Annotated in this window: 22 protein-coding genes; 3 read left to right on the top strand and 19 right to left on the bottom strand. The window is 70.0% G+C overall.

Annotated elements, in window-relative coordinates; all coding sequences use genetic code 11:
* Window positions 1–19: 19 nt before the first annotated feature.
* From ACXDC7_RS05950 to ACXDC7_RS05940, 3 genes are read right to left on the bottom strand one after another with little or no spacing between them, the layout of a single operon-like run.
* On the bottom strand, window positions 20–676 hold the full coding sequence (locus ACXDC7_RS05950) for a GntR family transcriptional regulator (RefSeq protein WP_179444384.1): 657 nt from the start codon (window positions 674–676) through the stop codon (window positions 20–22).
* Window positions 676–1179: a DUF3830 family protein gene (locus tag ACXDC7_RS05945; RefSeq protein WP_459221521.1), complete on the bottom strand. Its 504-nt coding sequence runs from the start codon at window positions 1177–1179 to the stop codon at window positions 676–678. Before ACXDC7_RS05945 ends, ACXDC7_RS05950 begins: the two co-directional genes overlap by 1 nt.
* A gap of 1 nt (window position 1180) precedes the next feature.
* The gene (locus ACXDC7_RS05940; protein ID WP_459221520.1) at window positions 1181–2593 is read right to left on the bottom strand and encodes an amidase; all 1413 of its coding nucleotides are present in this window, start codon (window positions 2591–2593) and stop codon (window positions 1181–1183) included.
* Window positions 2594–2653: 60 nt separating this feature from the next.
* Here ACXDC7_RS05940 and ACXDC7_RS05935 point away from each other — a divergent pair, with 60 nt between their 5' ends.
* Window positions 2654–3358 carry a maleate cis-trans isomerase family protein gene (locus ACXDC7_RS05935; protein WP_459221519.1) on the top strand — a complete coding sequence of 235 codons (705 nt, stop codon included), beginning with the start codon at window positions 2654–2656 and terminating at the stop codon, window positions 3356–3358.
* A 6-nt stretch (window positions 3359–3364) separates the two neighbouring features.
* On the opposite strand, the gene ACXDC7_RS05930 is transcribed toward ACXDC7_RS05935, so the two are convergent.
* The 8 genes from ACXDC7_RS05930 to ACXDC7_RS05895 form a co-directional block, all read right to left on the bottom strand.
* A complete protein-coding gene (locus tag ACXDC7_RS05930) occupies window positions 3365–4051 on the bottom strand; it encodes a maleate cis-trans isomerase family protein (protein ID WP_179444388.1) in 687 nt (228 codons plus the stop codon).
* A gap of 21 nt (window positions 4052–4072) precedes the next feature.
* Window positions 4073–5299: an aminotransferase family protein gene (locus tag ACXDC7_RS05925; protein WP_459221518.1), complete on the bottom strand. Its 1227-nt coding sequence runs from the start codon at window positions 5297–5299 to the stop codon at window positions 4073–4075.
* Window positions 5300–5376: 77 nt separating this feature from the next.
* Window positions 5377–6222, bottom strand: a complete 846-nt coding sequence (map, locus tag ACXDC7_RS05920) for a type I methionyl aminopeptidase (protein ID WP_459221517.1) — start codon at window positions 6220–6222, stop codon at window positions 5377–5379.
* Between the two features lie 12 nt (window positions 6223–6234).
* Window positions 6235–6804 carry an adenylate kinase gene (locus ACXDC7_RS05915; protein WP_179444391.1) on the bottom strand — a complete coding sequence of 190 codons (570 nt, stop codon included), beginning with the start codon at window positions 6802–6804 and terminating at the stop codon, window positions 6235–6237.
* A 52-nt stretch (window positions 6805–6856) separates the two neighbouring features.
* Window positions 6857–8182, bottom strand: coding sequence for a preprotein translocase subunit SecY (gene secY / locus ACXDC7_RS05910; protein ID WP_179444392.1), 1326 nt, complete (start codon window positions 8180–8182; stop codon window positions 6857–6859).
* Window positions 8183–8317: 135 nt separating this feature from the next.
* Entirely contained in the window at window positions 8318–9391 is a 1074-nt protein-coding gene (locus ACXDC7_RS05905) for a glycoside hydrolase family 172 protein (RefSeq protein ID WP_459221516.1), read from the bottom strand.
* Window positions 9392–9462: 71 nt separating this feature from the next.
* Window positions 9463–11922, bottom strand: a complete 2460-nt coding sequence (locus tag ACXDC7_RS05900) for an esterase-like activity of phytase family protein (RefSeq protein ID WP_459221515.1) — start codon at window positions 11920–11922, stop codon at window positions 9463–9465.
* 72 nt (window positions 11923–11994) lie between these two features.
* Window positions 11995–13434 carry an APC family permease gene (locus tag ACXDC7_RS05895; RefSeq protein WP_459221514.1) on the bottom strand — a complete coding sequence of 480 codons (1440 nt, stop codon included), beginning with the start codon at window positions 13432–13434 and terminating at the stop codon, window positions 11995–11997.
* Window positions 13435–13573: 139 nt separating this feature from the next.
* Here ACXDC7_RS05895 and ACXDC7_RS05890 point away from each other — a divergent pair, with 139 nt between their 5' ends.
* On the top strand, window positions 13574–14500 hold the full coding sequence (locus ACXDC7_RS05890; protein ID WP_459221513.1) for an endonuclease/exonuclease/phosphatase family protein: 927 nt from the start codon (window positions 13574–13576) through the stop codon (window positions 14498–14500).
* 15 nt (window positions 14501–14515) lie between these two features.
* Here ACXDC7_RS05890 and ACXDC7_RS05885 read toward each other — a convergent pair whose 3' ends face one another.
* Complete coding sequence (locus tag ACXDC7_RS05885; protein WP_459221512.1) at window positions 14516–15334, bottom strand: alpha/beta fold hydrolase; 819 nt, start codon at window positions 15332–15334, stop codon at window positions 14516–14518.
* Window positions 15335–15395: 61 nt separating this feature from the next.
* On the opposite strand from ACXDC7_RS05885, the gene ACXDC7_RS05880 reads away from it, so the two are divergent.
* Window positions 15396–15845, top strand: coding sequence for a MarR family winged helix-turn-helix transcriptional regulator (locus ACXDC7_RS05880; RefSeq protein WP_459221511.1), 450 nt, complete (start codon window positions 15396–15398; stop codon window positions 15843–15845).
* 71 nt (window positions 15846–15916) lie between these two features.
* Here ACXDC7_RS05880 and rplO read toward each other — a convergent pair whose 3' ends face one another.
* The 7 genes from rplO to ACXDC7_RS05845 form a co-directional block, all read right to left on the bottom strand.
* Window positions 15917–16357, bottom strand: a complete 441-nt coding sequence (gene rplO / locus ACXDC7_RS05875) for a 50S ribosomal protein L15 (protein ID WP_179444397.1) — start codon at window positions 16355–16357, stop codon at window positions 15917–15919.
* Between the two features lies 1 nt (window position 16358).
* The gene (gene rpmD, locus ACXDC7_RS05870; protein ID WP_179444398.1) at window positions 16359–16541 is read right to left on the bottom strand and encodes a 50S ribosomal protein L30; all 183 of its coding nucleotides are present in this window, start codon (window positions 16539–16541) and stop codon (window positions 16359–16361) included.
* Window positions 16541–17143, bottom strand: a complete 603-nt coding sequence (gene rpsE / locus ACXDC7_RS05865; RefSeq protein WP_179444399.1) for a 30S ribosomal protein S5 — start codon at window positions 17141–17143, stop codon at window positions 16541–16543. Before rpsE ends, rpmD begins: the two co-directional genes overlap by 1 nt.
* 22 nt (window positions 17144–17165) lie before the next feature.
* Window positions 17166–17549, bottom strand: coding sequence for a 50S ribosomal protein L18 (gene rplR / locus ACXDC7_RS05860; protein WP_179446428.1), 384 nt, complete (start codon window positions 17547–17549; stop codon window positions 17166–17168).
* Between the two features lie 2 nt (window positions 17550–17551).
* Window positions 17552–18094, bottom strand: coding sequence for a 50S ribosomal protein L6 (gene rplF, locus ACXDC7_RS05855; RefSeq protein WP_179444400.1), 543 nt, complete (start codon window positions 18092–18094; stop codon window positions 17552–17554).
* Between the two features lie 27 nt (window positions 18095–18121).
* On the bottom strand, window positions 18122–18529 hold the full coding sequence (rpsH, locus tag ACXDC7_RS05850; RefSeq protein ID WP_179444401.1) for a 30S ribosomal protein S8: 408 nt from the start codon (window positions 18527–18529) through the stop codon (window positions 18122–18124).
* 86 nt (window positions 18530–18615) lie between these two features.
* Window positions 18616–18801, bottom strand: a complete 186-nt coding sequence (locus tag ACXDC7_RS05845; protein ID WP_179444402.1) for a type Z 30S ribosomal protein S14 — start codon at window positions 18799–18801, stop codon at window positions 18616–18618.
* Window position 18802 lies beyond the last annotated feature (1 nt).

The following is an 18802-nucleotide window of genomic DNA, read 5'->3' as shown; positions in this document are numbered from 1 at the left end:
GGAAGATGTTTCGATCAGGTCACCGTTCCGTCTCGCCCAGGACGCGCTGCATCCCGTCCTCCATGTGGGCGGCGAGCAGGGTCTTGGCCTGCTCGAGGTCGCCGGCCAGCACGGCTCGCGCGATGGCATCGTGCTCGGCCACCCGCTTCTCGTTGTCGTCATAGGTTCCCTGCATCCGGGTCAGGCACAGCCGGGTCTCGGTCAGCAGGGTCTCGTGCATCCTGAGCAACCGGGGGCTGGCGGCCAGCGCGACCAGCCGCTCGTGGAAGCGCAGGTCGGCCTCGGACATCTCGGTGGAATTCGGGGCGCCCGCCAACTCGCGCATCTCGGCGACCACGTCGAGCAGGCTCTCGGCGCTGGCGCCTCCGTCGTTGATCAACAGCTCGACCGCCGCCCGCTCGATCGCCGTGCGCGCCAGGTAGATGTCGCGCACCGCCTGGGGGTCGAGGTCCATCACGAACAGCCCGCGATTGCGATGACTGACCAGCAATCCCTCCTGGGTGAGTCGCTGCATCGCCTCGCGCAGCGGGCCCCGACTGACGCCCAGCTCGCGGGCCAGCTCGGCCTCGGCAAGCTGCTGCCCGGGCGCGAACCGCCCGTCGGCAATCGCCGCGCGCAACTGCCGGGCGATCAGTGACGGGGTCGACTCGCGAACCACCGGACGCAGCGTGCTCATCAGTCCTCCCAGCGTTCGAAGTACAGCTCCTCGCCCCGCGCACCGCCCATCCAGACGTCCTGACAGGCGGCCGCAAGCTCGTCCAATCCCTCGACGATCGTGCCGAAGACATTGCCCGGCACCCAGCCCACATCACCGTTGATCAACAAGTTGTTCCGTCCGTAGAAGACGGCCAGGTCGATCACGGTCGCGTGCTCGCGGGCGGCGGAGGCATCCTCGTAGCCGTAGGCCGGGTTGCCGAGATCACCGGCGAAGGTGAAGTAGCAAAGATCGCCCGGGATCGGTGTGATCGTGGTGTTCTCGGGCCCGGGCTCGCCCTCGGCGAACTTCGGGAACAACGCATAGATCTCGTTACGGGCGTACTTGCCGTGATAGACCTGCCCGCCCAGCGGCAAGGCATCCCAGACCGCCCGTGCGGTACGCGGTGCCGCCTCGTCCAGCAGCAGCGCGCGGCAACTCACGCCGCGATTGCGCAGCCCGACGCGAAGAAAACGATCGGCCATCTCAGCTCCCCTCCCCGGGCTCGGGCGGCCGCACCGGCCCGAGATCGGCATGTCGTTCGTAGGCATCGGCAACCCGCAGCACAAGATCATCGCGATGCCGGGCGCCCACCACCTGCAGCCCGACCGGCAGGCCGTCGACCAGCCCGCAGGGCACGGTGATCGCCGGCTGCTGGGTCAGGTTGAACGGATACGTGTAGGGCGTCCACGAGGTCCAGTCCTGACTCGCCGATCCCTCCGGCACGTCGACGCCGGCCTCGAAGGCCACCCGCGGCAACGTCGGGGTGACCAGGACGTCGTGACCGCGATGCAGCCGGCCCATCCGCTGGCCGAGATCCATCCGGCGGGCATTCGCCGCGATGTAGTCGTCCGCGCTGAACGGGCCGTGCCGCCCCAGCGCAGCCCTGATCTTGGGATCGATCCGCTCCTCGGCCCCCGGTCCGTAGCCCGCCACTACCTGCCGCGCACCGCTGAACCACAAGACGTGGAAGGCATCCGCGGGATCGTCCCAGCCCAGCTCGACCTGCTCGACACTCGCGCCGAGCTCGGCGAGCCGCGCCACGGCCCGCTCGACCGCTACCTGCACCCCGGGCTCGTTGCGCCCATAGCCGAGGTCCGGGCTGTACGCCACGCGCACCCCGGCAAGATCATCGGCCCCGAGGGCATCGGTGAAACTGGTCGCCGGGGTCGGCATCGCCGACCAGTCGCGATGATCGAATCCGGTGATCACATCGAGCGCCACGGCGGCGTCGGCGACGCTGCGGGTCATCGGTCCGGCGTGGCTGAGCGTACCGAACGGGCTGGCGGGCCACAGCGGGATCAGGCCGTAGGTCGGCTTCATCGCGACGATGCCGCAGAACGCGCCGGGAATGCGTACCGATCCGCCGCCGTCCGTGCCGATCGACAACGGGCCGATGCCCTGCGCGACGGCCGACGCCGACCCGCCGGACGAGCCGCCCGAGGTGCGGGTGCGGTCCCAGGGGTTGGTCGTGACGCCGGTGCGCGGGCTGTCGGTGACGCCCTTCCAGCCGAACTCCGGTGTCGTCACCTTGCCCAGCAGCACCGCGCCCGCCTCGCGGAGCCGGGCGACCGCCGGGGCATCCTCGGTCCAGGGCTCGGACTCCGGCGTGATCAACTCCGAGCCGCGCAGCGTCGGCCAGCCGGCGGTGTAGAGCAGGTCCTTGATCGACACCGGTACGCCGTCCAGCGGTCCGGCCGGCGTACCCGCCGCGAACCGGTCGCGCGCGGCGGCGGCCTGTGCCAGCGTCTCGTCGCGATCGATCAGGCAGAACGCATTGGTGCGGTCGGCCTCGGCCAGGTCGAGCAGCGCGGCCGCCACCTCGACAGGGTCGAGCCGCCGCGACCGGTACGCCTCGGCCAGCTCACCAGCACCGAGCCAGCGCAGCTCCTGGGTCATCTGTGAACCTTCCCACACACCTTTATTGTCAACAATCGACCAGCCAGTGACACTGTAACCATGACCAGGCGGATCGCGATGCTCTACCCCGGCCACAGCGCCGAGGACGACTACCCCGTGCTGGCCGAGCGGCTGGGCGTCGACCTGCCCGTCACCCACACCTGGGAGGGCCCCACGCTGCACGACGTCGAGTCGTTGCGGGCGCTCGGCGCCGACGATCAGTTGCATCCGGCGGCCGCTGCCGCGGGAGCGGCGGACGCGGTCATGTGGGCCTGCACCTCGGGCAGCTTCGTCTACGGCTGGGACGGCGCCCGCGCGCAGGCGGATCGACTCGCGGTCGCGGCCGGCGTACCCGCATCCTCGACATCCCTGTCCTTCGCCGCCGCGCTGGCCCGGCTGGCCATCGACCGGGTCGCCGTGGCGGCGACCTATCCGGCGGACGTGGCGGCGGCCTTCACCGACTTTCTCGACGGCGCCGGGGTCGCGGTCACCGCGCTGACCAGCCACGACATCCCCTCGGGCGAGGACGCCGGACGGGTCGGCGACGCGGGGGTACGCGAGCTGGCGCGCAGCGTCGACCGCGCCGGCGCCGACGCCCTGCTGCTGCCGGACACGGCGCTGCGCACCGCGCGCCTGATCGACGAGCTGGAGGACGAGCTCGGGACCACCGTGCTGACCGCCAACCAGGTCACCGCCTGGCAGGGGATGGTGCTGGCCGACGTCGCGACCCCCGACGCCGGCCCCGGGCGGCTGTTCCGCGGCTGACCCGGCTCAGAGCCCGGCGGCGACGGGCAACGGGCCGGCGGCCGCGCGGACCGCCCCGTCGATGGTCACCTGATTGGCCGTCAGCACCGGCTTGCCGAGCTCGCTCGACAGGTCGTCGACGATCGCGCGCGTCGGCAGGTTGGTGCAACTGACGAAGATCGCCTCGGCGAGATCGTTGTCGGCCGCGCGGATCAGGTCGGCCGTCGTGGCGTACGGGACGTTCCAGATGTCGCGATCCAGGCCCAGCCCGCGCGAATCGACCACCCGGTGTCCGGCCTCGACCAGGAAGGCCGCCAGCAGGTCGCTGAGTTCGGCGCGATAGGGGGTGACGACCGACAGCGAGCTGATCCGGCGGACGGCCAGCTCCTCGAGCAGGGCGCCGGACGTGGTCACCGCGGGTACGCCGACCGCCTCGCTGATCACCCGGGAGATCCGCCGCTCGCCGGCCACGCCGCCGACGAAGCTGCCGGAGGTGCAGGCATAGGCATACGCCACCGGCGCCACCGCCGCGATGCTGCGCGCGGCGACCACCAGGTCATCGGTGTCGCTGAGCTCGCTGACCATGGCCAGGTCGACGACATGGCTGCGCTCCGGCAACCGCGTCAGGTGCAGCAGTACGCTCGCCGGGGCGTACTCCCACAGCTCGCGGTCCAGCGCCATGTCGTGGGGGCTGATCACTCCGATCCTGATCATGTCGCACCCGTATCCCCTCGCTCAGCCCAGCACCGTCTGCAGCCCGGCGACGAGCTCGTCGAGATCGTCGTCGGTGAAGATCAACGGCGGCGAGATCTGCAACGCGCCGACGCCGATCGGCCGGGCGATCACCCCCGCGTCGCGCAGCTCGCGCGAGACGGCGGCCGCGGTCGCCGGGTCGGCCAGTTGCACCGAGGCGAGCGCGCCGACGCCGCCGCGGATCTCCGCCACCGCGTCCAGCTCGCCGATCGGGGCCAGCCGCTGCATCAGCTTCGCCTCCAGGCCGAGCGCCGATTCCAGCAGATTCTCCCGCTCGATGATCGCCAGATTGGCGAGCCCGGCGGCGGCGGATGCGGCGTGCCCGGAGTAGGTGTAGCCGTGCCGGAACCACGCCTGCCCGGTGAAGAACGGCTCGGCGACCCGGGGCGCGACGAGCACCGCCCCCATCGGCAGGTAGCCCGAGGTCAGGCCCTTGGCCGTGGTGATCAGGTCCGGCTCCAGCCCGAAACGGGTGGAGGCGAACCACGACCCGCCGATCCGGCCGTAGCCGGTGATCACCTCGTCGGCGATGAACAACACGTCCAGCTCGGCGCAGATCTTGCGCGCTCGCAGCAGATAGTCCTCCGGCGGCGGATAGACCCCGCCGGCACCGATCACCGGCTCGCAGAAGAAGGCGGCCACATTCTCCGCGCCGACCTGCTCGATCGTGCCGCGCAGGTTCTCCGGATCGTCCCAGGAGACGTGGGCGACATCGGGCAGCAACGGGCCGCCGAGGCCCTCCTGGTTGGGCGGGATCCCGCCGAGCGCCGTCCCCGCCCAGTGGCTGCCGTGGTAGGCCTTCTGCCGCCCGATGATCGTGTGCCGGCCGGGCTGGCCGATCTCGGCCCAGTAGCGGCGGGCCAGCTTGGCGGCGGTCTCGATCGAGTCCGAACCGCCGGAGGTGAAAAAGATCTTGGAGCCGGGCACCGGGGCGATCCCGGCGAGCCGCTCGGCAAGCTGCTCGGTGACATCGGTCGCGAAGTCCCCGAACCCCGTGTAGGCGGCGATCCTCGACATCTGGTCGGCCACCGCCTCGGCGATCTCGGTACGCCCGTGCCCGACATTGGCGTACCACAGCGCGGCGGTGGCATCGAGGTAGCGCCTGCCCTCGGCGTCGAAGACGTGACTGCCCTCGCCGCGCGCGACGACGAACGCGCCGTCGCGTTCGACCGCGCCCATCTGCGCGAACGGATGCCACAGACTGCCCATCTCGCCACCCTTCGACGTTGGTTCCGGACGACGCTAGCACCGCGATCGGACGACGACAGGGGCGGAGCTGCGATACCTCAGTCGGCGAGCGGGCCGAACGGCAGGCCGAGGCGCTCCAGCATGGCCGCCCCGCCGTCCTCGGCGGTGAGCACCCACAGCCCGTCGGCGGTGACGGTGATCGTGTGCTCCCAGTGGCAGGCCCAGGATCCGTCGCGGGTGACCATGGTCCAGTCGTCGTCCAGGGTCGCGGTGACCGGCGTACCGAGCGTCAGCATCGGCTCGATGGCGAGCGCCATCCCCTCGACGATCCGCGGCCCGCGGCCCGGCTTGCCCTCGTTCGGCACGTTCGGCTCCATGTGCATCTGCGAGCCGATGCCGTGACCGACCAGGTTCTCGGCGATGCCGTAGTCGACGTCGCGGGAGCGGACCAGGCCCTCGATGGCGGCGCTGATGTCGGTCACCCGGCCGCCGAGCTTCGCCGCGCCGATCCCGGCCCACAAGGCATCGTGGGTGACCCGGCACAGTTCGGCCGCCTCGGCGGTCGCGGGCTGGCCGACGAAGACGCTGCGCGCGGCGTCGCCGTGCCAGCCGTCGACGATGGCGCCGCAGTCGATCGAGACCAGATCCCCCTCGCGCAACACCCGGTCGCCGGGAATCCCGTGCACGACCTCGTCGTTCACGGAGACGCAGATCACGCCCGGGAAGCCGCCCTCGCCGTGCTCCTCCCCGTAGTTGAGGAAGGACGGCGTGGCTCCCGCGGAGGCGATCACGCCGGCAGCGATGGCATCGAGCTCGCCGGTGGTGATGCCGGGGCGTACCTCCGCCGTGGTCGCCATCAGGGCCTGGGCCACGACCTTGCCGGCCCGCCGCATCGCGAGCAGTTGCTCGGGTGTCTTGATCTCCACCCGGCGTCCGCCGAACATCACAACCCCCGGTCAGCCCCGAGCGTCCAGGGCGTCCGCGATCCGCTGCCCGACCTCGTCGACGGACCCCAGACCGTCGATGCGGATCAACAGCCCGCGCTCGGCGTAGGCATCGAGCAGCGGCGCGGTCTCGTCGGCATAGACCTGCTGGCGTACCCGGATCGCCTCCTCCGAGTCGTCGGCGCGGCCCTCGGACTCGGCCCGCTTCACCAGCCGCGCGACCAGCTCGTCCCGGTCGGCCTCCAGGCAGATCACCGCATCGAGCTGCGCCGAGCGCGCGGTGAGCAACTCGTCCAGCGCGGCGACCTGGGCGACGGTACGCGGGTAGCCGTCGAGCAGGAATCCGTGGCGCGCGTCCTCCTCGGCGAGGCGGTCGGCGACGATCTGGTTGGTGATGTCGTCGCCCACATAGCCGCCGGCGTGCATGATCCGCTCCACCTCCAGGCCGAGCGGCGTGCGCTGGGCGACATTGCTGCGGAAGATGTCACCGGTGGAGATTGCCGGTACGCCGTAGCGCTCCGCGATGCCCTTCGCCTGTGTGCCCTTGCCGGCCCCGGGCGGGCCCATGATCAGCAGACGCATCCGTGCGTCCCCTCTCTCTCGGTGACCGGCCGCAGCCGGTGGTGTTGCGGGATCATCGCAGGAAGCCCTCGTAGTTGCGCTGCTGCAGTCGGCTCTCGATCTGCTTCACGGTATCGATGCCGACGCCGACGATGATCAGCAACGACGTGCCGCCGAAGGGGAAGTTCTGGTTGGCGCCGGGCAGGAACGCGAAGGCGAAGGTCGGCAGCAGCGCGATGACGGCCAGATAGAGCGAGCCGGGGGCGGTCAGCCGGCTCAGCACATAGCCGAGGTAGCGAGCGGTCGGCGCGCCGGCGCGGATGCCGGGGATGAAGCCGCCGTACTTCTTCATGTTGTCGGCGACCTCTTCGGGGTTGAAGGTGATCGAGACATAGAAGTAGGCGAAGGCGATGATCAGGACGAAGAAGACCGCCATGTAGATCGGGTGATTGCCCTGCACCAGGTTGTTCTGCACCCAGCTCGAGACCGGCCCCGTGGGATCGAACTGGGAGTAGAGCACCGGGATGTAGAGCAGCGAGGAGGCGAAGATGACCGGGATGACGCCGGCCTGGTTCACCTTGATCGGGATGTAGGTGGAGGTGCCGCCGAACATCCGCGTGCCGACCATTCGCTTGGCGTAGTGCACCGGGATCCGGCGCTGCGCCAGCTCGATGTAGACGACGGCCGACATCACCAGCAGGCCGATCGCGACGACCAGCACCAGAGTCACCCAGCCGGCCTGCCCCGGCTGGGCCTCCTTGATGGCCCACAGCGCGCTCGGGAAGGTCGCGGCAACCTGGGTGAAGATCAGGATCGACATGCCGTTGCCGATGCCCTTCTCGGTGATCAGCTCGCCGAGCCACATCACCAGGCCCGTTCCGGCGGTCATCGTCATCACCATCACGATGATCGGGAACAGCGAGGTCTCATAGACCAGCCCGTCGCAACCGGGGAACAGCCCGCCGCTCACGGCGAGCGAGACGAACGCGGTGGAGTTGAGGATGGCGAGGACGATCGTCAGATAGCGGGTGTACTGGGTGATCTTGGTCTGCCCGGCCGCCCCTTCCTTCTTGATCTCGTCCAGCTTGGGAATGACCACGGTCATCAACTGCAAGATGATGGACGCCGTGATGTAGGGCATGATGCCGAGCGCGAAAACGGCCAGTTGCAGCAGCGCGCCCCCGGAGAACAGGTTGATCAGCGAATAGATCTGCTGGCTGCCCTCTCCGCCGATGCCGCCGGTCATGCCGAGCTGCCGACACTCGTTCAGGCGCTGGATGTTGACATTGGGCACCGGGATGACCGAGCCGAGCCGGAAGATGGCAACAATGCCGAGCGTGAACAGGATCTTGATCCGCAGATCAGGCGACCTGAACGCGTTCGCGAAGGCGGATAGCACCGAGCCCTCTCCTCGTTGGCAGTCGTGGCGCGCCGTGCGGCGTGCCTGTCGTTCGGACGGCGGCCGCATGCGGGCACGCGGCAACCCGGGCGAGACTATCAAGCCCTGGCCGACCGCCCACAATCCGCGGGAGGCTCAGCCGGTCAGCACCTCCATGGTGTCGAAGGTCGGCACCGGCGGCCGGGCGGCGACGGGGGCATCGAGATAGAAGAACGCCGTGGAGGCGATGTCATCGCGCAGCGGCAGGTAGCGCTCGCCGCTGCGCCAGCCGAGCGCCTGGACGTCGACGCGGATGTCGGCCCGGAAGCGGATCGGGTCCGGGATGTGCCAGCGATACATGCCGAACCGCTGCTGGGAGCGGTACAGGCCGTCCGGGCGGATGACCTGGGGCAGACCGAGGTAGGGACTGTTGTACTCGGTGTAGCCCTGCCCGGGAATGTCGAAGTTCCACGCACCCCCGAAATAGTCCTCGGTGCCGGTGCCGCAGATGGTCGGGAACTCGTCGTCGCCGTCGAGGAAGAACTTCAGCTCACCCTCGCCCCACCAGCCCGGGCTGTTCACGCCCCACGCCAGGTAGGTGCCGACATAGTGTCCGCGGCCGCTGATCGGGCCGAGAATCGGGTGCAGTTCGGCGTACGGCAGCGGATTGCTCCGGCGCCACTGGGCGTGCAGCCGCGACGGGCCGGGATCGCCGATCTCGATCTCGTAGTCGATCTGGTAGAAGACCATGGCGTCCTTCTCGCCGGTGTTCTCCAGGGTCAGCCGGGCCGAGGCGAACGGCATCGGCCAGTAGCTGTTGAAGCCGCCGTGCGGGTTGACGGCCACCGGCTCGGAGCTGATCTGGGCGAAGATGCCCCAGCCCTGGGCGAAGAAGTCCCCGTACGGCACCTCGATCGCCGGCTCGTCGGCACCGTCCCAGTACGCCCGGAGCACCAGCGCGCGCCAGTGCTCCGGGTGCGTGGTCGCCCAGAGGTGAGTAATCCGACCGGGCTCGTCGATCACCCCGAGCTCGGCGGTCTGTCCCGCGTTCAGCATGATCGACGGGGAGATCTTCCAGCCCTGTCCCAGGTCGCGGGCGGCATGGGCCAGGGTGCCCTCGGTGGCCCGGCCGCCGCCGCCGCGGGATCCGTCGAAGTTCTCCGGGCTGATCGACCGGCTCTGCGCGGTACTCAGCTCGGCCAGACGGGACAACGAAGAACCTGCGGGCACGAGCGGGCCTCCTGGTCGATGATCGGATGGAACCTAGGAGCACCGCGCACCCGTGTCAACGCGGCCTGCGGTCAGCCGCGTCGCCGCCCGATCAGGGCCGCGCCCGCGCCGAGCGCCACCACCGCACCGGCCAGGACGCCGACCGGCAACAGCGCACCGGTGTCGGCCAGCGGCTGGCCGCCGCCCGGTGCGGGAGCGCCGGGGTCCTCGCTCGGACCCGTCGTGGCAGCACCGGTCGGGCTGGCCGGGCTGGTCGGGCTGGTCGAGGGCTCGTCGCTCGGGCTGGCCGACGGGTCGCCGCTCGGGCTGGCCGACGGGTCGCCGCTCGGGCTGGCCGAGGGACCGTCCGGCGCACAGTCGCCGACGGCCGCGACCGCGAGGTCTGGCTGGTCGGAGAACACGACATCCAGACCGGCGCCCACGAAGGCGCAGATCTCGCCGGCCAGGTCGCCGGCCTCGGCCGGGTTGTCACTCGAGCGGAACTGGGCGGGCAGGAACTGGTTCTCGGCGCGGAAGGTCCACCCGACCGTCTCCAGGCCGGCGGCCTCGGCATCGGCGATCACCGGGCTGGGGCTGAGCAACCTGCCCGCCTCGTCCCGCGGAATCATCACGTCCTTGCACAGCCCGATCTGGTCGGCGTAGCCGGCGATCTCGGCCAGCCCCTCGGGGGTGACCAGCTCGGTGTAGGGGCGCTCCGGCTGATCGGCCGGTGCTCCCGAGCAGTTGATCAACTGGGCTAGTTCGACGTCGACCAGACCGTTCAGCTCGACCAGGTTGCCCACCTCGAAGCTCTGGATCGTGACCAGGTCGGCCGCGTCGGCGAGCCCGTGCTCGGTGAGATCCTCGACCACCTTCTCCTCCTGGGAGAGGCCGATCGAGTCGAAGTAGCTGCCGTGCTTGATCTCGGGGACGATCTCGACCGGCTTCCCGGTGCAGGTACGCGAGTTCTGGGCGAACTCGATCACCTCGTCGAAGGTCGGCACCTCATACAGCCCGTCGAACTCCGCGCTGCCCGGCCGCAGCTCCGGCAGCCGCTCCTTCGCCCGCAGGGTGCGCAGCTCGGCCAGGGTGAAGTCCTCGGTGAACCAGCCGGTCACCTCGGCGCCGTCGATCGTCTTGGTGGCCTTGCGGTCGGCGAACTCGGGGCGGTCGGCGACATCGGTGGTGCCCGAGATCTCGTTCTCGTGCCGGTCGACCAGGACGCCGTCGGCGGTCGAGACCAGGTCGGGCTCGATGGCGTCGGCGCACTGCTGGATCGCCAGCTCGTAGGCGGCCAGGGTGTGCTCCGGGCGGTAGCCGCTGGCGCCGCGGTGGGCGATCACCTTGTTCGGGTTGGCCTGCGCGGTGACGGGCTCGGCGGCGATCGTGATCAGCTCGACATCGTCGGGGCGGCCCGGCCGGCGCGCGTCGTCGAAGGGGAAGTTGTTGTCGTTGGCGATCAGCACCTGACCGTTGGACAGCTCGATCGCCACCTCGACAGAGACGAAGCCGAACGCGAACGGGTCGCCGGTCCCCCAGCCGTCGCCCGCGCCGATCTTGTCGGGGTTGTCGATCTTCAGCAGGTCGAAGCGCAGCTCCTTGGACAAGGTGTCGTCGGCGGCGGCCGATGCGAAGCCGGGCAGCGCGTACAGCCGCTTGACCACGGCAGCCGCGCCGTCGAAGTTGTCGCGCTCCAGGATGACCGGGATCCCGTCGGCGCCGACATAGGCGTCCGCGACGAAGTCGTCGGCGCGGTCGGTGCGGTAGGTCCAGGTGTTGTCGGTGTACTCACCGCTGGTGGGATCGAACTCGAAGATCGTCCGCGACCGGGAGTCCTGGCCGGTCGTGGCCTTCTCCAGGATCGGGTACAGGAACCCGCCCCGGGCGAACATCGCCTCGAAGCCCCCGCTGGGCGGGAGGTTGGGCTCGCCGTCGAGGAGCGGGTTCTGCGGCGAGGCGACGCCCGGCAGCGGCACGGGGTCCTGCAGCACCTTGCCGTCGGCGTCGACGTGCAGCAGGAACGGCCCGAACTCCTCGCCGATCCAGAAGCTGCCGTCGCCCTGGCGCTGGACCGACTCGATGTCGAAGTCGGCGCCGGTCAGCGCCCGCTCGCCGTCGGGGTTGGTGATCTCGAAGTCCAGCACGCGATCCGGGTCGGACAATGTGATGAACCGGATGATCTCGGTCTCACCCGTGGTGAAGTCGGGCCGGATCAGGTAGAGGCGGAGCAGGAAGTCCGCCGAGTTGTCCTTGGCACCGAAGCCGTTGTCCGGCATCCCCCAGAACGTGCCGTCGCCGTTGTCGACGATCGCGGAGAAGCCGGGGATCGGCTGACCGTCGAACGGCCCACTGACGCCCGTGTCGTCGGAGGAGACCTCCGCCCCCGAGCGCGGGCCCTCGGCCAGGTAGTCCGAGCCGATCGTGGCCCGCCCGGTCAGGGCCGGCTGCGTCGGTTCGGGGGCTGCGGCGGCGCGGCCGGCGAACTGCGGGACGACCGCTGTGCCGGCGGCGAGGGCGGCCGCGGCGGCGGCCAGAGCGAGGCGACGGATCATGAGGGGTAGCCCATCGGTCGACGGCGACGCCCGGATGGCCCGGGAGTGACGACCTCGTGAATGTTGCGTTGATCAACCGGATGAGGGGTCGTCTCGTGGCCGCCCCTCGCCGAGGACGGTCCCGGCGTGTTCGCCGAGCAGTCGGCGTTGCAGTTCCTCGGCCGGCCGGCGGGGCCGGGTGATCGCGAACAGCACCGCACCGAGGACCACCCAGCCCAGCAGCGTGAGGTGCTCGGCCGGCCAGACCAGCGACAGGTCGGTGCCGGGCCATAGGGCGAACCCGATCACCGCGAGGGCACCGATCGCCCCGACCACGGGGAGCAGGCCGAGCGCCGATGCCGGCCGCCGCAGGTTCGAAAACCGCCGGGGCAGGATCAGGTACGCGGCGACGACGAGCACCCAGACCAACCCGAGGAACACACCACCGGCGTCGAGGAACCAGGTGATCGCCCCGGGCCCGAGCAGGCCGAGGACGACGGTCACCACGGCGATGAAGACACACGCATTGCGGGGTACGCCGGAGCGCGCATCGATCCGGCCGAGCGCCGGGGGCAGCAGCTCGGCGCGCGCCAGCGCCAGCACGATTCGGGTGCTCGCCACGAAGAGCCCGATGAAGCTGGTCAGCAGCCCCAGCACCGCGATGCCGAGCGCCGCCCAGCCCAGGGCAGGAAATCCCGCGTCGGTGAACGCGGTGATGGTGCCGAGTTTCCCCGCCGCCGTCTGCTCCCACGGTGACACCCAGGCCGTGGCCGCCAGCACGACGACATAGAAGGCCACCGCTCCCACGACCGTGATCACGACGGCACGACCGATCAACCGCGGCGCCACCCGCGCCTCCTCCGCCATGACCGCGACGAGCGAGAAGCCCGCCAGATAGGTGATCCCCGGAACCACCATGCGTACCGTGCTACCGAGGGGATCCTGGTCGGCGCGCCAGGCCGGGAACAGGTTGTCCGGCGTACCGGTCGCGAATCCGGTCACGGCGAGCGCCAGCCCGATCGCCAGCATCGCGGCGAACAGAACCACCTGGACCTGCCCGCCGAGCTGCACCCCGCGCCAGTTCAGGCCGAAGATCACCGCGGTCAGCACGATGCCGAGCGCCAGTACCGGCAGGTGCACCGGCTCGTCGTTGATCGTCCAGAGCGGGATCGACTGCAGGCCGGGGAAGGCCTTGGCGAGCACGGTTCCGAAGGCCGTGACATAGAACGCGAGCGAGGCGATGTAGGCCCCGATGTGCAGCCAGCCGGTGGCGAATCCGAACGGACGGCCGAGCGCGGTATAGGTCCACACCACCTCGCCGCCGGCGCGCGGGATCGTCGCGGTCAGCCGACCGTACGCCAGCGCGATGCAGGCGGCGAGCACCGCACCGCCGATCAGCCCGAGGATCATCCCGCCCGCGCCATAGCTGTCGAAGAACACCGACGAGGTGTAGATCCAGCTCGAACCGACCACTCCGGCGACGCCCAGCGCGATCAGGGTCGGCAGGCCCAGGCTCTTGCGCAGTTCCGACATGGACCCAGTCAACCCGATCGCGCCGACCGGGCCACCAACCGGTCACGCCGGGTTCACCGAGCGGCCACCCGGCGGCATCGTGGCGTACCTAGGTTGAGGGAAACCCCAGCCCGACGGCCCCCAGCCCAAGGAGACAGACGTGCCCCCCATCAATCGTCGCGGTGTCCTGATCGGCGCCGGCATCGCCGCCGGCGCGGCCGCGCTGAACGCACCGACCACACGGGCACACGCCCGGGGCGGCCGGCCGCTGATCGGCAAGGCCGTGCGACCGCCCCGGATCCACCTGATGACGTACAACATCCGCTACGACACCGGGCGGACCACGCCCGGGCAGGATGATCACTGGCCCGAGCGCGAGCCGCTGCTGGTCGACCTGCTGCGGACCGAGCGGCCGGCCCTGCTCGGCATCCAGGAGGGCCTGTTCCACCAGCTTCGCGCGATCGAACGGGCGCTGCCCGATCACCGGACGATCGGTTACGGGCGGGCCGGCGGCAGCCGCGGTGAGTACTCGGCGATCTACTACGCAGGTGACCGCTTCGACCTGCTCGAATGGGACCAGTTCTGGCTGTCGGACACTCCGCTGCTGATCGGCTCGGCCGACTGGGGCAACCGGGTCACCCGGATCGTCGTCTGGGCCCGGTTCACCGATCGTCGGACGGGCACGGAATTCGTGATGATCAACACCCATTTCGATCATCAGTCCGAGCCGGCGCGGGTCAGGAGCGCAGCCACTATCGACGCGCTGGTCCGCAATCAGTTCGCCGACCTTCCCGTGTTGGTGACGGGTGACTTCAATGTGCCCGCCCTCGACTCCGAGGCGTACCGGATCCTGGTCAGCGACGGGCGGCTGGCCGACACCTGGACCGCCGCCGACGAGCGCCTCACCGAGGAGTGGAACACCTTCAACGGCTATCGCGCGCCGGTGGCCGAGGGCACCCGCATCGACTGGGTGCTGGCGAGCCCCGGGGTGCGGGTCCACACCGCGGCCATCAACCCCTACCGGCCGGGCGGGCGCTTCCCATCCGACCACTTCCCCGTCCAGGCCGTGGTCGAACTCCCCCGCTGACCTGGCCGGCGGCCGCTACTGCAGGTCGAGGACCCTGAGCACCTCGCGGGCGTACCGCGCCGGATGGGTGAGATTTCCGTTGTGCCCACCGGGGAACGTCGACACCGGGCGGTTGACGACTGCGCTCAGCGCCAGTGCGCACCGGTAGTCATGGACGGTTCGCGGGGTGGCCTGTCCGACCGCGGGAAGGATGCGAGTGCCGGAATCTGCCAGCGATCCGGCATCGAGGTCGTCGGCGATCGCTGCGGCGACATCGTGGCGGAGGAAATGGTCGAAGTTGCGGATCCGGTTCTCATCCATCGGGAAATCGGTCCGCCCCGGCTCGCCCTCGGCGGCAGCCGGCCGGATGCCGAGCGTGTCCGCGAGGTAGGTGATGGCCGCGCCGAGCCCGTCCGACTCGTAGCGGTGGCGGATCTCCGCAAGCTCGGCACGGTGGCGTTTCGCCTCGTCGTCGGGCAGCAGCCAGGGCGCGATCGGCTCGTGGGCGATCAGGGTCGCCAGTTGGCCTGGATGGGCGACCGCCAGGTGTAGCCCGATCACCGCGCCGAGGCTGCAACCGAGCAGGATCGCCGGGCGGTCGGTTGCCGCGGCGAGCAGGTGATGCAGGTCGCTCGCGTGATCGGCGATCGATGCCGGGGGCGTACCCGCGCGGCCCGAGCTGCGGGAGAGTCCCCGGCGGTCGTAGGTGAGGACGCGGTAGCGCCCGGCGAGATGCGGGATCAGATCCGCGCTGCGGTCAGCATCGCCCTCCCCGCTCTGGCTGATGGCCAACAGCGGGCCGGTTCCGGTGAGCTGGTAGTGGAGGGTGGCTTCTGGCGTGGTCAGCGTGGGCATGCGAAGAATATATATCCAAACAGATGCATCCAGCTAGATCGAGATTGGTATCGTGGGTGCCATGAACGGAGTCGATCTGTTTCTCCTCGGCCGGGTGCTGATGAGGGTGGCCGAGGAGTCGCTGCCCGCCGATGGGCGTACCGGCGACGTCCGGGTGGGATTGATCGTGGCGAGCGACATCGCCGACCACCCGGGGACCAGCGCGAGCGAGATCGTTGCCCGCACCGGGCTGCCGCAGAGCCGGGTGTCCGGCGCGATCACGCGCCTCAGGACCGCGGGAGCGATCGACGCGAGCCCCGATCCCGCCGACGGGCGACGCATTCTGATCAGCCCGGCGCAGACGATCTCGAAGCGGGTCGCCGAGGTCCGTGCCACGTCCATCGCCGCCGCACTGACCGAGGCGATGGGCGACCCCGATCCGGACCAGGTCGCCGACGCGATTGCCATGCTCGAGCAGCTCGGCCGGGCGCTGCTGCGACAGCGGCGCGCCGGCCCGGGCGAGCAGGGTTGATCGTCAGTCGGTACGCGACGAGGCCCGCCCCCTCAGATGGGAGCGGGCCTCGTCGACCGGACGGGTACGCCTCAGAGCTGCGTCGCCGAGCCTCCGGCGGCCTCGATCTTGGCCTTGGCCGAGCCGGAGAACGCATGCGCGCTGACCTGTACGGCGACGGAGATCTCGCCGTTGCCGAGGACCTTCACGAGCTCGCCGTCGCGGACCGCGCCCTTGGCCACCAGATCGGCCACGCCGACCTCGCCGCCGTCGGGGAACAGGTCCGCGATGCGGGCCACGTTGACGACCTGGTACTCGGTGCGGAACGGGTTGGTGAAGCCGCGCAGCTTCGGCACCCGCATGTGCATCGGCATCTGGCCGCCCTCGAAGTTCTCGGGGGTGTTCTTCCGCGCGCCGGTGCCCTTGGTGCCACGGCCGGCGGTCTTGCCCTTGGAGCCCTCACCGCGACCCACGCGGGTCTTCGCGGTCTTGGCGCCCGGGGCGGGGCGAAGGTGATGGACCTTCAGTGCCATGTCAGTCAACCTCCTCGACGCTGACCAGGTGCGTGACCGAGTCGAGCATTCCTCGGATCTCGGGACGATCCTCCTTGACGGCGACGTCGCCGATCCGCTTCAGACCGATGCTGCGCAGGGTCTCGCGCTGGTTCTGCTTGCTGCCGATGCCGGACTTGATCTGGGTGACCTTCAGCCGTGCCATCAGGATCCGACCTCCTGCTTCTCGCGCGCGGCCTTCAGCAGCGCCGCCGGGGCGACGTCCTCGACCGGCTTGCCGCGGCGGGCCGCGACCTGCTCCGGCTCCTCCAGCATCTGCAGGGCCGCGACCGTGGCGTGCACCACGTTGATCGCGTTCGGCGAGCCGAGCGACTTCGCCAGCACGTCGTGGATGCCGGCGCACTCGAGCACCGCGCGGACCGCGCCGCCGGCGATCACACCGGTACCGGGCGACGCCGGGCGCAGCAGCACCACGCCGGCGGCCTTCTCGCCCTGCACCGGGTGCGGGACGGTGCCCTGGATGCGCGGGACACGGAAGAAGTTCTTCTTCGCCTCCTCGACACCCTTGGCGATCGCCGCCGGCACCTCCTTGGCCTTGCCGTAGCCGACGCCGACCATGCCGTCGCCGTCACCGACCACGACCAGCGCGGTGAAGCTGAACCGGCGACCGCCCTTGACCACCTTGGCAACCCGGTTGATCGCTACCACGCGCTCGACAAAATTGCTCTTCTCGGCGTCCCGGCCACGACGATCGTCCCGGCCGCGACGCTCGCCCCCGCGGCCGCCGCCGCGCTGGGTTCCACTCATCGCTGTAGTTCCTCTCGTCGTTTCAGAAGTCCAGGCCGCCGGAGCGCGCGCCATCGGCGAGCGCGGCGAGCCGCCCGTGGTACTTGTTGCCGGCGCGGTCGAAGACGACCGCCCCGACACCCTTGGCCTTCGCCCGCTCGGCAACCAGCTCGCCGACGCGCTTGGCCTTGGCGGACTTGTCGCCGTCGGTGCCGCGCAGGTCGGCCTCCATGGTCGACGCCGAGGCCAGCGTGACGCCGGCGACATCGTCGACCACCTGGACCAGGATGTGGCGCGCGGAGCGGGTGACCACCAGGCGCGGGCGATCCGGCGAGCCGAAGATCCGCTTCCGGCCGCGCACCTGGCGCCGCCGGCGGGATGCGGTGGTCGATGCGGTGTGCTTGCCCGCGGAGAGCGAGATACCCATCGTCACTTACCAGCCTTTCCAACCTTGCGGCGCACGTGCTCGCCGGCGTACCGCACGCCCTTGCCCTTGTAGGGCTCCGGCTTGCGGATCTTGCGGATGTTCGCGGCGACCTCACCGACGGCCTGCTTGTCGATGCCCTGGACGCTGAACTTGGTCGGGTTCTCCACCGCGAAGGTGATGCCCTCGGGCGCCTTCACGTTGACCGGGTGGCTGAAGCCGAGGTTGAACTCCAGCTCGGCCGGGCCCTTGGAGATCACGCGGTAGCCGACGCCGACGATCTCGAGCTTCTTCTCATAGCCCTCGGTGACACCGGCGACCATGTTGGCCACCAGGGTCCGGGTGAGCCCGTGCAGCGACTTGCTGACTCGCTCGTCGTCGGGGCGGCTGACGGCGATCTCGCCGTTGTCGGAACGCTCGACGGTGATCGGCTCGGCGATGGTGTGGCTCAGGGTGCCCTTCGGGCCCTTCACCTCCACGTGCCGGCCGTCGATCTTGACCTCGACCCCGGACGGGACGGTGATCGGGAGCTTGCCAATACGCGACATGTTCTGTCTCCTACCTTTCCGTCCGGTTCACCACACGTAGGCGAGGATCTCCCCGCCCACGTTCTTGGTCGTCGCATCCCGGTCGGTCAGCAGACCGTGGGACGTCGAGATGATCGCGATGCCGAGGCCACCGAGGACCTTCGGCAGCTCGTTGCTCTTGGCGTACACCCGCAGGCCGGGCTTGCTGATCCGGCGCACGCCGGCGATCGAGCGCTCGCGGTTCTGCCCGTACTTCAAGGTGATGTCGAGCGACTTGCCGACCTCGCCCTCGGCGGGCTCGCGCACCTCGTAGGAGTCGATGTAGCCCTCCTGGCGCAGGATCTCGGCGATGCCGACCTTGATCTTGGAGTGCGGCATCGTGGTGGAGTCGTGGTACGCCTGGTTGGCGTTGCGCAGACGGGTCAGCATGTCTGCGATCGGGTCAGTCATGGTCATGGCTGAGTTGCTTCTTTCTCGGAATGGTTTCCCGCGGCTCGGCGATCCGGCCCGGGACCTTCCCCGTTCGGTTCAGAGGGTGGTGGTCACCACGAGGACTTGGTGACGCCGGGCAGCTCGCCGCGGTGGGCCAGGTCGCGCAGGCAGATCCGGCACAGGCCGAACTTGCGGAACACGGCCTTGGGTCGGCCACAGCGGTTGCACCGGGTGTAGCCCCGGACACCGAACTTCGGCTTGCGGGACTGCTTGACCTTGAGTGCGGTCTTCGCCATC

It is taken from the genome of Naumannella huperziae, from assembly GCF_054073625.1.
Note: the sequence above shows the minus strand (reverse complement) of the source record. Positions and strands in the feature narration are given on the sequence as shown.

Bases quoted from the DNA above. Each gene is read 5' to 3' on its own strand.
- ACXDC7_RS05950 (WP_179444384.1), bottom strand. From the start codon at position 676: ATGAGCACGCTGCGTCCGGTGGTTCGCGAGTCGACCCCGTCACTGATC.
- ACXDC7_RS05945 (WP_459221521.1), bottom strand. From the start codon at position 1,179: ATGGCCGATCGTTTTCTTCGCGTCGGGCTGCGCAATCGCGGCGTGAGT.
- ACXDC7_RS05940 (WP_459221520.1), bottom strand. From the start codon at position 2,593: ATGACCCAGGAGCTGCGCTGGCTCGGTGCTGGTGAGCTGGCCGAGGCG.
- ACXDC7_RS05935 (WP_459221519.1), top strand. From the start codon at position 2,654: ATGACCAGGCGGATCGCGATGCTCTACCCCGGCCACAGCGCCGAGGAC.
- ACXDC7_RS05930 (WP_179444388.1), bottom strand. From the start codon at position 4,051: ATGATCAGGATCGGAGTGATCAGCCCCCACGACATGGCGCTGGACCGC.
- ACXDC7_RS05925 (WP_459221518.1), bottom strand. From the start codon at position 5,299: ATGGGCAGTCTGTGGCATCCGTTCGCGCAGATGGGCGCGGTCGAACGC.
- map (WP_459221517.1), bottom strand. From the start codon at position 6,222: ATGTTCGGCGGACGCCGGGTGGAGATCAAGACACCCGAGCAACTGCTC.
- ACXDC7_RS05915 (WP_179444391.1), bottom strand. From the start codon at position 6,804: ATGCGTCTGCTGATCATGGGCCCGCCCGGGGCCGGCAAGGGCACACAG.
- ACXDC7_RS05900 (WP_459221515.1), bottom strand. From the start codon at position 11,922: ATGATCCGTCGCCTCGCTCTGGCCGCCGCCGCGGCCGCCCTCGCCGCC.
- ACXDC7_RS05895 (WP_459221514.1), bottom strand. From the start codon at position 13,434: ATGTCGGAACTGCGCAAGAGCCTGGGCCTGCCGACCCTGATCGCGCTG.
- ACXDC7_RS05885 (WP_459221512.1), bottom strand. From the start codon at position 15,334: ATGCCCACGCTGACCACGCCAGAAGCCACCCTCCACTACCAGCTCACC.
- ACXDC7_RS05880 (WP_459221511.1), top strand. From the start codon at position 15,396: ATGAACGGAGTCGATCTGTTTCTCCTCGGCCGGGTGCTGATGAGGGTG.
- rplO (WP_179444397.1), bottom strand. From the start codon at position 16,357: ATGGCACTGAAGGTCCATCACCTTCGCCCCGCCCCGGGCGCCAAGACC.
- rpmD (WP_179444398.1), bottom strand. From the start codon at position 16,541: ATGGCACGGCTGAAGGTCACCCAGATCAAGTCCGGCATCGGCAGCAAG.
- rpsE (WP_179444399.1), bottom strand. From the start codon at position 17,143: ATGAGTGGAACCCAGCGCGGCGGCGGCCGCGGGGGCGAGCGTCGCGGC.
- rplR (WP_179446428.1), bottom strand. From the start codon at position 17,549: ATGGGTATCTCGCTCTCCGCGGGCAAGCACACCGCATCGACCACCGCA.
- rplF (WP_179444400.1), bottom strand. From the start codon at position 18,094: ATGTCGCGTATTGGCAAGCTCCCGATCACCGTCCCGTCCGGGGTCGAG.
- rpsH (WP_179444401.1), bottom strand. From the start codon at position 18,529: ATGACCATGACTGACCCGATCGCAGACATGCTGACCCGTCTGCGCAAC.
- ACXDC7_RS05845 (WP_179444402.1), bottom strand. From the start codon at position 18,801: ATGGCGAAGACCGCACTCAAGGTCAAGCAGTCCCGCAAGCCGAAGTTC.